This is a genomic window from Streptomyces populi (assembly GCF_002911015.1).
Classification (GTDB): domain Bacteria; phylum Actinomycetota; class Actinomycetes; order Streptomycetales; family Streptomycetaceae; genus Streptomyces; species Streptomyces populi.
In genome coordinates, this window is record NZ_KZ626889.1 from 1 (window position 1) to 13,864 (window position 13,864).

At 71.8% G+C, this 13,864-nt stretch carries 14 protein-coding genes; 7 read left to right on the forward strand and 7 right to left on the reverse strand.

The annotated features are described in order from the left end of the window. Positions 1-2,287, reverse strand: a 2,287-nt coding sequence (locus CW362_RS24115; RefSeq protein WP_103551616.1) for an ABC transporter permease, incomplete at its 3' end; no start/stop codon positions are given. Then, the gene (locus CW362_RS24120; RefSeq protein ID WP_103551617.1) at positions 2,281-3,018 is read right to left on the reverse strand and encodes an ABC transporter ATP-binding protein; all 738 of its coding nucleotides are present in this window, start codon (positions 3,016-3,018) and stop codon (positions 2,281-2,283) included. The genes CW362_RS24115 and CW362_RS24120, both read right to left, overlap by 7 nt. A gap of 206 nt (positions 3,019-3,224) precedes the next feature. Between CW362_RS24120 and CW362_RS24125 the strand changes: the two genes are divergently transcribed. Next, complete coding sequence (locus CW362_RS24125) at positions 3,225-4,496, forward strand: sensor histidine kinase (protein ID WP_103551618.1); 1,272 nt, start codon at positions 3,225-3,227, stop codon at positions 4,494-4,496. After that, entirely contained in the window at positions 4,460-5,128 is a 669-nt protein-coding gene (locus CW362_RS24130; RefSeq protein WP_103551619.1) for a response regulator, read from the forward strand. Before CW362_RS24125 ends, CW362_RS24130 begins: the two co-directional genes overlap by 37 nt. Positions 5,129-5,210: 82 nt before the next feature. Here CW362_RS24130 and CW362_RS24135 read toward each other — a convergent pair whose 3' ends face one another. Together CW362_RS24135 and CW362_RS24140 are read right to left on the reverse strand one after the other, a co-directional pair. After that, entirely contained in the window at positions 5,211-5,639 is a 429-nt protein-coding gene (locus tag CW362_RS24135; protein ID WP_162684194.1) for a hypothetical protein, read from the reverse strand. Between the two features lie 173 nt (positions 5,640-5,812). Further along, on the reverse strand, positions 5,813-7,255 hold the full coding sequence (locus CW362_RS24140) for an amidase (protein WP_206301039.1): 1,443 nt from the start codon (positions 7,253-7,255) through the stop codon (positions 5,813-5,815). Between the two features lie 91 nt (positions 7,256-7,346). Between CW362_RS24140 and CW362_RS24145 the strand changes: the two genes are divergently transcribed. Then, positions 7,347-7,982, forward strand: a complete 636-nt coding sequence (locus tag CW362_RS24145) for a TetR/AcrR family transcriptional regulator (protein ID WP_103551621.1) — start codon at positions 7,347-7,349, stop codon at positions 7,980-7,982. Positions 7,983-8,025: 43 nt separating this feature from the next. Here the strand turns inward: CW362_RS24145 and CW362_RS24150 are convergent, their stop codons facing one another. Next, a complete protein-coding gene (locus tag CW362_RS24150) occupies positions 8,026-8,385 on the reverse strand; it encodes a hypothetical protein (protein ID WP_103551622.1) in 360 nt (119 codons plus the stop codon). Positions 8,386-8,398: 13 nt separating this feature from the next. Here CW362_RS24150 and CW362_RS24155 point away from each other — a divergent pair, with 13 nt between their 5' ends. Further along, the gene (locus CW362_RS24155; protein ID WP_162684195.1) at positions 8,399-9,070 is read left to right on the forward strand and encodes a helix-turn-helix domain-containing protein; all 672 of its coding nucleotides are present in this window, start codon (positions 8,399-8,401) and stop codon (positions 9,068-9,070) included. Then, entirely contained in the window at positions 9,061-10,188 is a 1,128-nt protein-coding gene (locus CW362_RS24160) for a hypothetical protein (protein WP_103551624.1), read from the forward strand. Before CW362_RS24155 ends, CW362_RS24160 begins: the two co-directional genes overlap by 10 nt. Before the next feature lie 106 nt (positions 10,189-10,294). Here CW362_RS24160 and CW362_RS44725 read toward each other — a convergent pair whose 3' ends face one another. Next, positions 10,295-11,329 (reverse strand): helix-turn-helix transcriptional regulator, encoded by a 1,035-nt coding sequence (locus CW362_RS44725; protein WP_103551625.1) that lies wholly within the window; start codon positions 11,327-11,329, stop codon positions 10,295-10,297. 216 nt (positions 11,330-11,545) lie between these two features. On the opposite strand from CW362_RS44725, the gene CW362_RS24170 reads away from it, so the two are divergent. Next, entirely contained in the window at positions 11,546-12,283 is a 738-nt protein-coding gene (locus tag CW362_RS24170; protein WP_103551626.1) for a hypothetical protein, read from the forward strand. A gap of 103 nt (positions 12,284-12,386) precedes the next feature. On the opposite strand, the gene CW362_RS24175 is transcribed toward CW362_RS24170, so the two are convergent. Beyond that, entirely contained in the window at positions 12,387-12,767 is a 381-nt protein-coding gene (locus CW362_RS24175; RefSeq protein ID WP_162684196.1) for a hypothetical protein, read from the reverse strand. A 325-nt stretch (positions 12,768-13,092) separates the two neighbouring features. Here CW362_RS24175 and CW362_RS24180 point away from each other — a divergent pair, with 325 nt between their 5' ends. Next, positions 13,093-13,818 carry a M48 family metallopeptidase gene (locus CW362_RS24180; protein ID WP_103551628.1) on the forward strand — a complete coding sequence of 242 codons (726 nt, stop codon included), beginning with the start codon at positions 13,093-13,095 and terminating at the stop codon, positions 13,816-13,818. Positions 13,819-13,864: the final 46 nt, after the last annotated feature.

A 13,864-nucleotide genomic window follows, 5' to 3' on the forward strand; every position in this document is an offset into this window, starting at 1 on the left:
TGCCCGCCAGGTCGAGCACGGCGACGAGCGTTCCCAGCAGCCCGCCGACCACGACCACCATCAGCGCCTCGGCGCCCACCAGTCGCAGCACCTGCCACCGGGTGGCGCCGGCCAGCCTGAGCACGGCCAGCTCGCGGACCCGGTCGGAGGTCGCCATGACCATCGTGCCGGCCAGCGAGATGCCGGTGTAGAGGAGGGCGATCCCGAGGACCAGGAAGAAGCCCGCCCGGGTCGTCCGGTCGGTCTCGGGGTACGCCGCCCGCACCCAGGCGTCCCCGGTGAGGACCTCCCCGCCCGACGCCCGGACCGCCCGACGCAGACCGGCGGCCGCGGCGGCAGGGTCGGCACCGTCCTCGAGGCGTACGTCGACCCGGTCGACGGGCGCCGCGGGAGCGTTGCGCGGGGTGACGTAGACGCCGTTGTCACCGGTGCCGACGGTCATGACCGCGGCGATCCTCAGGGATCTCCTCGTACCGTCGCCGAGCCACACGTCCACCCGCTCGCCCACGGTGTGCTTCTCCCACTCCTCGTTGACGATGATCGAGTCGTCGTCCAGGCCGTTCACCCTCCCCGCGGCGAGCGGGAGCCGGGTCGTTGCCGCGAGCGGTCCCGGCTCGACGGCCCTGGCGTCGGACCTGACGAGCGCCACGCCGTCCTCCAGGACGTACACGGCGCTCGACGAGCTCGCCGAGACCTCGGTACCGGACACGGCCCGAAGCCGCCGCAGCGTCGCCCCGTCGAAGCCGGCGCCGCCCGCCGCGGTGACCACGAAGTCGGCGGTCGTCCGCTCGCGCACCTCGGTGGCCCTCGCCTCGTCGAGGACGGCGTCGGCGCCGAGCAGCGAACCCGCCAGGGCGACGGTGACCAGCACGGGCGCCGCGACGGCGGCGGTACGGCGTATCGCGGTGGCGGCGTTCTCCCGCACCAGCATCCCGCAGGCGCCGGGCAGTCGGGCCGGCAGCCAGGCGACCAGCCGGGCCGACGGCCGCACCAGCACCGGCGCGAGCAGCGCGACCGCGGTGATCAGCAGCATCGGCCGGCTCACATAGGTCTTGCGTTGCAGCAGGTTCCCCGGGTCCGTCACCAGGTCCAGGACCGGCATCACCACGGCGGCGATCAGCAGGGCCGTGCCGAACAGCCGGCGGCCCCGTGTCATCGGCCGGGTGTCGACGGACGCCTCGCGCAGTGCCTCGGCGGGACCGGTGCGCCCTGCCCGCCAGGACGCGGCCAGCACCCCGCACAGGGCCACGGACAGGCCCGTCCAGAACGCCAGGTGGTAGGGCCAGACGTGGTCGCCGACGGTGAACCAGCGGGGTGCGAGGCCCTCGTCGACCGCCCATTCGACGAGCCTCGGAGCCCCGTGGGAACCGAGCACACAACCGGCGGCCGAGGCGAGCACACCGAGCACGAGCGCCTCGAGGAGAACCATGCGGCGAAGCTGCCCCGGGGTCGCCCCGGCGGTGCGCAGCAGCCCGAACTCGCGGCGCCGCTGGGCCACCGCGAACGCGAAGGTCGAGGCCACCACGAACACCGACACGAACCCGGTGACACCGCCGGCCGTGCCGAACATGGCGTTCATCGCGGTGAGGGCCTCACCGTCCCGGTCCGGATCGGCGTCGGCGTACCGGCGTGCGTCCCCGGTGAGGACCTGGACGCCCTCGCTGCCGCGCAGCGCCTCGCGCACGGTCGCCGCGTCGGCGTCGACCACGAGCTGGAGGCTGCGCGGCGACAGTTCGGCGGCGCGGGCGTCGGTGTAGAACACGGCGTCCTCGAAGCCGAGTCCGGCCACGGTGCCGACGACGCGCACCGTGCCGCCGCCGGTCCGCACCCGGGTGCCCGCACGGGCCCAGTCACCGCTGACGACGACCTCGTCCGCGGCCTCGGGCGCGCGTCCCGTGCCGAGTTCGTACGGCGCGAAGGCCGCCGTGGACCAGGGATGGCCCACCAGATCGGCGGGCCCGCCCTCGGCCCGCACGGCGAACGACCGGTCCTCGACGACGGTCCCGAGACCGCGCAGCTTCGCGACCGTGTCGTCGGGCACGGCACGCGGCCGCGCGAGCTTCTGGGAGCGGACACCGATCGGGGTGGGCACCTCGAGGGTGTCCTGTCCCTTGACGACGACCGGCGCGGCGGCGAACCGCTCCGGCACCCGGCCGGGTGCGTCCCGTGAGGACGCCAGGACCAGCCCCATCACGGCGATCAGTGCCACGCCCAGGCAGAGGGCGACGAAACTGCCGACGAAGGTGACCCAGCGGGTGCGCAGGGTGCGCAGCGCGGTGCTCAGCACGGCGCCGCCTCGAGCCTGGCCATGCGCGCCGCGATGTCCTCGGCGGGGGAGCCGGTCACCTCGCCGTCGACACGGCCGTCGACGAGGAAGACGACGCGGTCGGCGTGGGAGGCGGCGACGGGGTCGTGGGTGACCATGACGACCGTCCGGCCGTCCCGGTCGGCCATGCCGCGCAGCAGGGTCAGCACCTCGCGGCCGGTCCGCGAGTCGAGCGCACCGGTCGGCTCGTCGCCGAACAGCACTTCGGGACGGGTGACCAGGGCACGGGCCAGGGCGACCCGCTGCTGCTGGCCGCCGGACATCTCCGCCGGGCGGTGCCGCGCGCGGTCGCCGAGCCCGACCTGTTCGAGCGCCTCGCGCACCTGGGCCTTCTCCGGGCGGCGGCCGGCCAGGCGCAGCGGCAGGGCCACGTTCTGCTCGGCGGTCAACGAAGGCAGCAGGTTGAACGCCTGGAACACGAAGCCGACGCGCTCCCGGCGCAGCAGGGTCAGCCGGGTCTCGCTCAGCCCGGTCAGCTCCGTGCCGCCCAGGGTGACCGAGCCCGACGTGGGCCGGTCCAGGCCCGCGGCGCACTGCAACAGGGTCGACTTACCGGACCCGGACGGGCCCATCACGGCGGTGAAGGTCCCCCTCGGGAAGGCGAGGGAGACCTCGTCCAGGGCGGTGACGGACGTACCGCCCGAGCCGTGGCGCCGCGTCACGGAGCGCAATCGGACCGCGTCCTCGGTCATGTGTCTTCCCACCGGTACCTGCTCCCTCGGCTCGTGGGTGCTTCCACGTCCCACGAAACCGTGTGACCCCCTGGTGACGCAGTACGGCGGGACCGAGACCTGGGGTAGGGCCAGGCATACCCCGATGCGGGCACCGGGCCGATGGCCATCGACCGATGCGGCCGCTTACGGTCATGCGCATGCACCCTCGAAACGTGTGGCAGGCCATGTCCCGGCCGGGCTTCCTGCTGTCGGCCTGGCCCTTGCGCTCCGCCGCGTACCTGCTCACCGGCGCGGTGACCGGCGTCGCCACTCTGGTGGGGCTCGTGACGCTGGCGGCGGTCTGCGGTGTGCTCGCCGTCGTCCTGGTGGGGCTGCCCCTGCTCGTGGTGGTCGCTCTCGGGGGGATCCCGGTGGCCTGGGCGGAGCGGCGCAGGCTGCGTCTGATCGACCGCACCCCGGTGTCCGGCCGGCACCAGGTGCCGGCCGCGCCGGGGCTGCGGGCCTGGCTGACCACCCGGCTGCGTGAACAGGCGACCTGGCGGGAGCTCGGGTACGCGCTGCTGTTCGCCGGGGTGCTCTGGCCGGTCGACGCCCTGGTGGTCACGGTCGCCCTGCTCTTCCCGGTCTCCCTGGTCGCCACTCCGCTGTCGATGGCCACGGTCGGAGACGGCCACGAGGCGAAGGTGCTCAAGCAGTGGACGGTCACCACATGGCCGACCGCGTTCGGCGTCGCCGTACTGGGTGTGCTCCTGATGGGTGCGGGTGCTTACGTGCTGGCCACCGCGGCGGGCGCCCGCGCCGGGCTGGCCCGGCTGCTGATCGCCTCCCGCGAGGGCGAACTCGGCGCCGAGGTGGTCGAACTGGCCCGCTCCCGGGCCCGGTTGGTGGACGCCTTCGAGGCGGAACGGCGCCGTATCGAGCGTGATCTGCACGACGGTGCCCAACAACGCCTCGTGGCCCTGACCATGATCCTCGCGCTGGCCCGCCTCGACGCCCCGTCCGGCCCGCTCGCCGAACAGCTCGCCAAGGCCCACGAGGAGGCCGGCAAGGCGCTCGCGGAGCTGCGCGAACTCATTCACGGCATCCACCCCAAGGTCCTCACGGACTACGGCCTTCGAGCAGCGGTCGCCGACGCCGCCGACCGCTGCGTGATCCCCGTCGACGTCGACCTGGAACTGCCGGGCCGGCCGGCCCGGGCGGTCGAGTCCGCGGCGTACTTCGTGGTCTGCGAGGCGCTCGCCAACGTCGCCAGACACAGTGGGGCCGACCGCGCGCGGGTGAGCGGCGGTCATCGCGACGGGCGTCTGTTCCTCGAGGTGCGCGACGACGGCCGAGGCGGCGCGGACCCCTCGGCGGGCAGCGGTCTCGTCGGTCTCGCGGATCGGGTGTCGGTCCTGGATGGCAGACTTGTCCTGACCAGTCCGCCGGACGGACCGACGCTGTTGCGTGTGGAGTTTCCTTGCGAGTTGACCGAGCCGACCGATCGCTGCGCGTAGTCCTCGCCGAGGACAGCGTGCTGTTGAGGGAAGGACTCGTCGGCCTGCTCGACCGCTGCGGCCACGAGGTGGTGTCGGCCGTCGGGGACGCGCGGGCACTGATCGCCGCGGTCGAGGAGCACGCGCCCGACATCGTGGTGACGGACGTACGGATGCCGCCCGCTTTCCAGGACGAGGGCCTGCACGCGGCGGTGCGGCTGCGCGAGAAGCGCCCGGCACTCCCGGTTCTGGTCCTCAGCCAGTACGTACAACGGATGTACGCCGCCGAACTCCTGGACTCCGGCGACGGATCGGGCGTCGGCTATCTGCTCAAGGACCGGGTGGGCCAGGTCGAGGAGTTCGTGGAAGCGCTGCACGAGGTGGCGGACGGCGGGACGGTGATCGATCCCGAGGTGGTGCGCCAGTTGCTGCGCCGCCGCCGCGATCCGCTGGAGCGGCTCACCCCGCGCGAACGGGAGGTGCTGGCCCTGGTCGCCGAGGGCAGGTCCAACGGCGCGATCGCCAGGGAACTGGTGGTCTCCGAAGCGGCGGTCGGCAAACACATCGGCAACATCCTCACCAAGCTGGACCTGCCTCCGACGGACGAGACCCACCGCAGGGTCCTGGCCGTCCTCGCCTACCTGCGCTCCTGACCCCGGTCGGGCCGACTCCGCCGGCACCTCGCGAGCGGAGTCGTTCGACGCCCCACGAGGACCCGGCCGCACACACGGATTCTCAACTCCTCCCAGGGTCACGGCTGTCGACGGCCAGTACTTTCACCAGCGCTTCGACAGCGACCGCCGCCTCCGTGGTGGCCGGCACGAGCACGGGATCAGGGGTCTGTAGCAGGAACCCGCTCCAGACCCGGAAGACGGCGCCGCCGTCCGCCCCCTCCTTCGCGAAGGAGAGACAACCCGGCAGAAACCCCGAGTCGTCGCGCCCTCCGGGCCCCCAGGGCGGCGGACCGTCCGCGAACCGCAGGTAGTTGTGGCTGGTCGACGGATACCACTGGCTCAACGCGCTCGCCCGTGCGGCCGGCACCAGCTCCTCCTCGACAGGAGGCACCCATGAGTCCGTACCGCGCAGCGACGCGTCATGGGCCCGTGCGCACAGCACCTGCCAGTCCCACTCGTCGTCCAGCGACCACCGGAGTCCGTCTCCCATGAGCCGAGTCTGACCGAACGTCCGAGCGGAGGTAACCCTCGCGGCCTGCCCGACGGCCCCGGCATCCCCGCTGAACCGGGCCACGCGGTGGCGGTCCCGGCCTCGAGCCCCGGGACGTGCGCCAGGAACCCGGCCGGCTCCCGGTCGTCCCCTGCCCGCTGTCGCGGCACCGCCTACCGCGTGGCGGCCGGGGCCTCCGGGCGAGGGTCGACCGGTGCGAGCACGCCGAGGCGGTCCTCGATCGCCTGGGCGGCGGCCAGGCACATGTCCTCCCGGAACGCGCGCCCGACGATCTGCACGCCGGACGGCAGCCCGTCGCTGACCCCGGTCGGCACGGCGACGGCGGGAACGCCCACGAAGCTGGTCACCGTGCACAGGCGCATGCCCTCGGCGACCCGCTCCCGTCCCGCCTCGTCGCGCGACTCCAGTCCCGGTTCTACGGGCGGCTCGGTGAACACCGGTCCGAGCAGCAGCGGGAACTCGTCGAGGAACTCCGCCCAGGAGCGGCGGATGCCGAGCCAGGTCCCCATCAGTCCCGTGAGCTCCGCGGCGTTCGCGGGAGGAGTCTTCTCCATGGCCATCCGGATGTAGCGGTCTCCGCCTTCGCCGAGCAGTTTCCGCACCACCGGCCAGGTCGGCGCGAACTCGGTCACGGTGATCCGGCCGTACGCCTCGAGCGCCTCGTCCAGCCGCGGAACGTCCGCGATCTCCCGCACGTCGTACCCGGCGTCGCGCAGCGCGTCGGCCGCGGCCGTCACGGCCGCGGCGACCGCGGGATGGACACCGTGGCCGCCGGGGTCGGCCACGACCGCGACCTTGACCGGGCCCGGCAGCGGCTCGCCGTAGAGGGGCACCGGCACGGCCCGCGGGTCCCGCGGGTCGGTCCCGGCCAGCGCCTCGTACGCCAGTCGCAGGTCGGCGACCGTACGGGCCAGGGGGCCGTCGGTGACCAGCATCTGGGAGGCCGGCCCCGGGTCGTCCGGGCCGAGGACGCGGTGGTCGGCGGGGAACCGCCCGGTGGTCGGCTTCAGTCCCGCCACGCCGCAGAACGAGGCCGGGATCCGTACCGATCCGCCGGAATCGTTGCCGAGTCCGAGCGCGGCCATGCCGGTGGCGACGGCCACTCCGTCGCCCCCGCTGCTGCCGCCCGGGGTCCGGCTCCGGTCCCACGGGTTGACGGTGTCGCCGAACAACTCGCTGCGGGTGTGCATCCCGGCCAGGATCAGGGTGGGCATGTTGCTGTGGCCGATCGGTACGGCTCCCGCCGCACGGAGGCGGGCCACCGGGGGCGCGTCGGCCGCGGCCACCAGGTCGCGGAAGCGTGCCGTTCCGAGCGTGGTGGGCACGCCTTCGACAGCGGTGGACTCCTTCACCGTGAACGGCACGCCGGCCAGCGGTCCGAGGTCCTCGCCGGCGGCCCGCCGCCGGTCCGTGCGGGCCGCGGCCTCGCGGGCCTGCTCGGCCATCAGTTGCGTGACCGCGTTGACCTGCGGGTTGACCTCGGCGATGCGTTCCAGGTGGCTGTCGACCAGTTCGGCCGCCGATGCCTCTCCGCTTCGGACGGCCTCCGCCTGGGCGGCGGCCGTCATGGCCCACAGGGCGTTCTGCCTGATCATCGTGCTTCCCGTCCGTACGCCGAAGTGCTCGTGCCCGAAACCATAACCCGGAAGCGATACGATCGTATCGGAACAAGGAGGTCGACCGGACATGCCCAGACAGGTGGACTACGAAAGCCGACGCCGCCGGATCGCCGAGGCCGTCTGCCTCCTCGCCGACGAACACGGGCCGGAGGGGGTGAGCATGCGCGACGTCGCCGCCCGCGCGCAGGTCTCCCTGGGCGCTGTCCAGCGCTGCTTCCGCAACAAGGAGGAGATGCTTCTTTTCGCCGTCGACCACGTCGGCGAACGCATCACCGAACGGGTGAGGACCCGTCTGGCGTCGAGCCCGGACCGGTCGGCCGCCACCGCCCTGGGCCACGCGGCCGACGAGATCGCCCTGCTCCGCGAAGAACAGCGCGCCGAAGCACGGATCTGGCTCGCGTTCGTCGCTCGGGCCGCCGTCAGCGAGGTGCTCGGCGGCCCGCTGAGAACCAGCTACGCGGCCCTCCAGGACCTCTTCGTCCGCCTCGTCACGGAGGCCACCGGGAGTGACTCGGCCGACGAGGGCGCCGCGCCGCCCGACCCGCGGCGCGAGGCCCGTGCTCTGCTCGCCCTCGCCGACGGCCTCACCACCCATGTGCTCGTGGGCCACTTGACCGGGGAGGAGGCCGAGGAGGTCCTGCACGCGCACCTGGCCGACCTCTGGGAGCGGATCCGCACCGCTCGCCCCCGAGAGGCCGGCTGACGCTCGTGGTGCTGCGGGGCCGGGAGAACCGGAGGGCGACGGGTCACTCCTGGGCCGGAGGCGGGCAGACGGTTCGCCTTTCGCGAGCGGCTGTCCGCAGTGCCGCGACGACGGTGGTGATCGTCGGGTTCTCGTTCTCGGTGTGACGGGTCGCGGCGAACAGGAGGCGTCGGATCGGGTGGTCCGCGACGGGGGTCGCGCGGATTCCGGGTGGGGTCGGATCGAGCAGGGGTGAGACGTCGATGCCCCGGGGCGTCGCGTCGGGCAGGTGGTGGTAGCGCTGCCCCAGGACCACGTCGACGGTACCGAGGGCGAGTTCGCGTAGCTGCGCCTGATCGGTGATGTGGCAGGTCACGGTGAGTTGTGGGTGGCTCGAGCCGAGGGCGGTGAGCGCGGGGGCCACGATCCTGGTGACGGTGGCGGAAGAGGCCGCGGCCTGCTACGCGCAGGCCGTCCGGGCATGGGGGCGCGCACACATCCCCGCCGACGTCGACCTGGAGCGCTTCAACCACCTGGCACAGCAGTTGATCGATGCCGCCGATGCCGACGCGCTGCCCCTGTTCGCCGGCTGGCGCACGCAACCCTGTCCCGACGACGACCCGGCCGACGCGGCCATGCAGCGCGTGCACGTCCTGCGGGAACACCGGGGAGCCTGCCATCTGGCGGCGGTGCGCCTGTGCGGACTGAGCGCCCGAGAAGCCATGGTCATCAACCTCGGTGTCGAGCGGGCGGCCCACTACGGCTGGCGGGAACCAGAACCTGTCGACGCGACCCGGATCCCCCGGTGGCAACGTGCGGAGCGGATCACCGACGAGATGCAGATGCCGCTCTACGCCCGTGACCGGCCGGCAGCGCACCGAGTTCGTCCGGCTCGTCGATGCGCTGACCGCCCCCTGGCGATCCCGGTGCCCGGCCGCGCCGACCGAAGCGGCCGTCACCGCCGCACCGCGGACCGCGGTCGGCACGGCCGCCTCCACCGGAGCGGCCATGGGACGGCACGGCACGGCTCGCGCAGACCGCAGGCCGACGGACCGATGTCGGCCTGCGGCGTCCAGGACGGCGGTGACAGAATGCCGCGGTGGAGTTGATCCTGCGTGCCGCCGGTGAACTGCTGGACACCGAGCTGTCCGACCCGGTCGACCTGGGCGGCAGCTCGCGCAGCACCGTGTTGCGTTGCGGGACGGCCGACGGTGGCAGTGTGATCGTCAAGGCGTTCAGCGGCGAACCGGATTCCCTGCGCTGCTTCACGGCCGAGGCCGCCGGGCTCTCGCTCGGGATCGCCGGACCCGAACTTCTGGGCGTGGACCCCGGGTTCCCCTTGCTGGTGATGTCGGATCTCGGGAACGCGCCCACCCTGGCGGACGTTCTGCTCGGGAGCGATCCGGCCGTCGCGGAAAACGGTCTGCTGGCGTGGGCCCGTGGGCTCGGGAGGCTGGCCGCCGAATCGGTGCACCGGCGCGCCGATCTCATGCGGCTGTGGACCCGGTACGACAAGGGCATGCCGCCCTGGGAGGACGAGCCGTGGATCGCGCGGAACTCCGCTGCCCTGCTCGCGCTGCTCGACGATGCCGGAATCACGGCCCCGCCGGGCCTTGCCGAGGAGTTGGCCCGGATCGGGACGGCGGAGGGGGAGGGGGAGGGGTATCCAGCCTTCACCCCGGGTGACACCTGTCCCGACAACAATCTGCTCACCCCGGAGGGGCTGCGTCTGATCGACTTCGAGGTGGCCTGCTACCAGTCGGTGTTCCTGACGGCCGCCTACTGCCGGATGCCGTTCTCCAGCTGCTGGTGCGTCTTCACGCTGCCGGCCGGGACGGCCGCGCAGATCGAGCGGGCGTATCGCGCGGAGGTCGCCGGTGTGTACCCGGCGCTGGCCGAGGACGCGGTGTGGCAGGCCGGCATGCGGCGGGCCGTGGCGGTCTGGACCGTGGACGCGACGGTGAGGCTGCTGCCTCGCACCGTGGAGGACGGGCCGCTCCATCGAACTCGACGCCCGGCCCCGACGAGGCGCCAGGTGCTGAGGCACCGCTGGGAGACGGCGAGCGGGCTGGAGGATCTTCCCGCGCTCGCGGAGACGATGCGGTCGCTGTTGCGGGAGGTCGCCGGAGGCTGGGACGTGGCTCCACTGCCGGGGTATCCGGCTTTCGGGAACCGGGAGGCGAGTGAACCGCCTCGGGCACCGGCCGACGTGACCACTACAGGCTGACGGCATGTCAGGACTGGCCCGTGGTGGATCAGGACTGGACCCGCGGAGTGTCCGCCGGCCTGGCGGCGCGTCGGCACGGGTCTGTCCGGAGCCACCGACGGCCGGATCAGCGTGAAAGACCGGAGACAAGTTCTTCACGGCTGTTGACACCGGTCTTCCGGTAGATCGCTTTGAAATGATCGTTGACGGTGTGCGGGGAAAGACGCAGAGCGCGGGCGATCTGTTTGACGGCCAGACCGTCGAGAGCCCACCTGATCACCTCCTGCTCCCGCGAGGTGATCCCGTACAGAACGGCCGCGGCCGGCAGCAGGACGTCGGAGGAAGCGGACTGGATGGTCACCGCGACACCGCCGGAACCTGGTTCGTCGAGCAATTGTGCCTGCAACACGATCCACCCGTCAGGGCCGGGTATACGGCTCAGCGCTTGCCGGCCCGGCTGTCGTGCCGTGAGGGCTATGTTCCAGACGTGCGCGAATATCTCCCCCTCGTCGGCCGTCTCGATGTCGGGTACGAGTTTGCGCACCCAGTCGCGGCCGGTTCGGGTCACCGCTCTTATCGTGTCGCTGCTGTCGATCACCACGACGCCGGGCGGGGGAGCGCTGCGAACGGGACGCAGGAATCGACCGGCGACGTACTGTTTCAACGCTTCTGCCAAGAGGGTGGACAGCCGTCCGGCGTTGACCGCGTCGGCCGGCGAGAAAGGTCTGCTGCCCCTTCCCCGCAGCAGCACGAGCAGGCCCCAGGCCCTCCCCCCGGTGGCCAGCGCGACCCGCAGCTCGCCGCCGACTTCGGTCGCGTTCATGATCTCTTGGTGCCGGAAGCCGTGCCGTCCGCCCAGGGGGCCGGATTCGAGGAGCGCGACGGGACGGCCGCTTCTGATCATGCCGACCAAGGTGTGCTGATCGTGTCCGAGGATCTCCGCGGTTTCCAGCGCGCGGTAGAAGGACGCTCCGTAGCCGTGTTCTTTGGTCAGGAAACACGCGGCACCCGTGAGGGGATCGACTCCTCTGAGCATGTATCCGTCGTGCGGTACGAGTGGCATGATCTGCTCCGAGATCACCCTGCCCAGTTCGGGGATCGTCGTGGCCTCCGCCGCTGCCGATGAAAGAGCGCGGGAGACCAGTTCCACGTCCGGATTCATGCGAGGAGTGTGGATCGGCGCATCTCGGCGGGCAAAGGTTCTCGGCGTGTCGGCCGACCGGCGGCACTTCGTGGCTCATATGCGGCATCCGCCGAAAAACGGGAACGCGATCACGGATCATCGGACGACTCCGCCCGAGCCGTGGGGCGACTCCGCCCGAGCCGTGGGGCGGATCTTCCTCGCCCGGTCCGTGGAGGGTGCGCTATAAACAGGCCCGTGAAATTGACCGTTGAGCGAACAGACGCACGCACCTGGCCTGATGAGCAGCTGCGCGAACTCTTCAGCGAGGGTTTCCCGGAGTTCATCACAGCCGATCGGCCGGCCAAGCAGTACATCGGCAGGGTCAGGAAGTGGTTCGCCGACCTCGATCTCACACTGGTGGACGAGCGCGGTCTGCCGGTCGCGTCCGGCTGGGGCGTACCGATCCGGTGGGACGGACGGACCGAAACGCTCCCCACCGGCTACACCCAGGCCATCATCCGCGCCGTCGAGGGCCGGGAACAAGGCGTCGACCCCGACACCCTGGTGATCTGCGGAGCGATCGTCACACCGTCGCTCAAGGGACGCGGCCTGGCCGGGGAGATGCTCGGCGCACTGCGCGGGCTCGCCGAGGGCGCCGGATGGCCACGGGTCATCGCGCCGGTGCGCCCGACGTCGAAGGCGCGCTACCCGCTGGCGTCGGTCGAGACGTTCATGGGGTGGACCCGCGAGGACGGCACGGCCCTCGATCCACGGATCCGCACCCACCAGCGTCTGGGCGCCCGCATCCTCGCGGCGGCTCCCCGGTCGCAGACCATGACCGGCACGATCGCCGAGTGGGAACAGTGGACCGGCATGGTGTTCCCGGAGACGGGTGACTACGTCATCCCGGGCGGGCTGAGCCTGCTGCGGGTCGACCGGTCCGCCGACCAGGGCACCTATGTGGAGCCCAATGTCTGGATGCAGCACGTCTGAACCGAGTGCGCGGGGCACGGCGACGTCTTCCGGGGCGCTTTGCGCCAAGCGATTAGGTCGCCCGGTCCTGGAGCGCCCCGGACCGGGCGACCGGTTCATCGCGTCAGCACTCCGGGATGTCCCCGCTGTGGAAGGCTTCGTTGCCGTCCACGTACGCCCCGTACGTCCACCCCGTCACGAACAACTCCTGGCCGGTGCCGGCGGTGTAGCGCTCGGACACGGTGTGGTACCAGACGTTCCCGTGGTTGCTGAGGTTGTCGCCGCGGTCCCAGCAGTCGGCGACGATCGCGTCTCCGAAGCCCAGGTCCGGGATCCCCACCTTGCCGAAGCGGGTGTGCGTGGTGTTGTAGACGCCCGCACCGGCACCCGAGGTGACGTGGATCAACGCGTTCGCGGCGGACGCGTTGCCGGTCGCCAGAGCCAGCGCGCCGGCGCTCAGCGCCGCGACGATGGCGCCACGACGCCGCACGACACTCTTCATCATCTTTTCCCCCTGATCACTGCCGGCAATGCGCTGCCGGGCGGTGCCCCGACGTCCGGAGCACACCCAGGACCGTGCCCTGGCCGGAGCGCTCGGTGAATCCCCCAGAACCCGGGGGGTGACAAGACGGCACCGACGGACCAGGACCCGTATGACGGTTCGTGTGCGCTGGTCAGGAGCTGGTCAGGACCGTGCCCCGGGATCCGGTGCTGCGTGGACACGCTGACGCTGCTGTCGCTGACGACTCCGTTCCTCGTACGGTCCCGCGTCTTGGCAGTGTTTCGCGGGAGGAGGAGGATGCCGCTTTCGGCGACGGTCGGGGAGAGGCATGACAGGTCGAGGGGCGGTTGCCGAGGGCGATCCCGGCATACCGTTCCGGGAGCGTCTGTCGACGGCTGCCGCTTATGGCGTCGCCTGTCTCCTGCACGTCCTGACGGCGAGTTCACTGATCTGCGGTCTGCTGCTCGTTCTTCATCTCAAGGCGGTCGTGCAGCCGCTGATCGGGCTGGTGCTGATCCTGTTCGCCGCCCTGTTGCGTCCCCGTTTCGACAGCCTCGACCCGGACCTGCCCACGCTGCTGCGGGAAGAAGCGCCCGCCCTGTACGCGCTGTTGGACGATGTGGCGGACGCGGTGGGCGCACGACGTCTCGATGCCGTACAGGTCAGTACGGATTTCTCCGTACGCGTCACCACCTTCGGCGTACGACGCAGACGGCGACTGGTGCTCGGCTATCCCCTCTGGCTGACTTTTGCACCGCAGCAGAGGGTCGCTGCCCTCGCACATGAACTGGCGCACTCCGCATCCCGCGACGTCCGACGCGGAGCGCTCGTCGGTATCGCGCTCGCTTCCCTGGCCGACGGGGCGGAACAGATGGAACACCGGACCACCACGACGGAGGCGGCCTTCGACACGTCTCCACTGTCCCGGTACGCCGATGAAATGGCCGTAGCGGCCGTGCGGTTCAACGCCCATGGCCGAACGGTGAATTGGGCACTGTGGATCCCCGGCCTGCTGATGAGGGGCGTCGCTCGACTTATGGGCCGTGCACGCTGAGTGACGTCCGAGTGTGCGTGGACGGCCATGTACCGCGGTGTCCCTC

What these genes read in the sequence shown, in the direction of transcription:
- CW362_RS24120 (WP_103551617.1), bottom strand. Translation starts at nt 3,018, where the DNA reads ATGACCGAGGACGCGGTCCGATTGCGCTCCGTGACGCGGCGCCACGGC.
- CW362_RS24125 (WP_103551618.1), top strand. Translation starts at nt 3,225, where the DNA reads ATGTCCCGGCCGGGCTTCCTGCTGTCGGCCTGGCCCTTGCGCTCCGCC.
- CW362_RS24135 (WP_162684194.1), bottom strand. Translation starts at nt 5,639, where the DNA reads ATGGGAGACGGACTCCGGTGGTCGCTGGACGACGAGTGGGACTGGCAG.
- CW362_RS24140 (WP_206301039.1), bottom strand. Translation starts at nt 7,255, where the DNA reads ATGATCAGGCAGAACGCCCTGTGGGCCATGACGGCCGCCGCCCAGGCG.
- CW362_RS24145 (WP_103551621.1), top strand. Translation starts at nt 7,347, where the DNA reads ATGCCCAGACAGGTGGACTACGAAAGCCGACGCCGCCGGATCGCCGAG.
- CW362_RS44725 (WP_103551625.1), bottom strand. Translation starts at nt 11,329, where the DNA reads ATGAATCCGGACGTGGAACTGGTCTCCCGCGCTCTTTCATCGGCAGCG.
- CW362_RS24175 (WP_162684196.1), bottom strand. Translation starts at nt 12,767, where the DNA reads ATGATGAAGAGTGTCGTGCGGCGTCGTGGCGCCATCGTCGCGGCGCTG.
- CW362_RS24180 (WP_103551628.1), top strand. Translation starts at nt 13,093, where the DNA reads ATGACAGGTCGAGGGGCGGTTGCCGAGGGCGATCCCGGCATACCGTTC.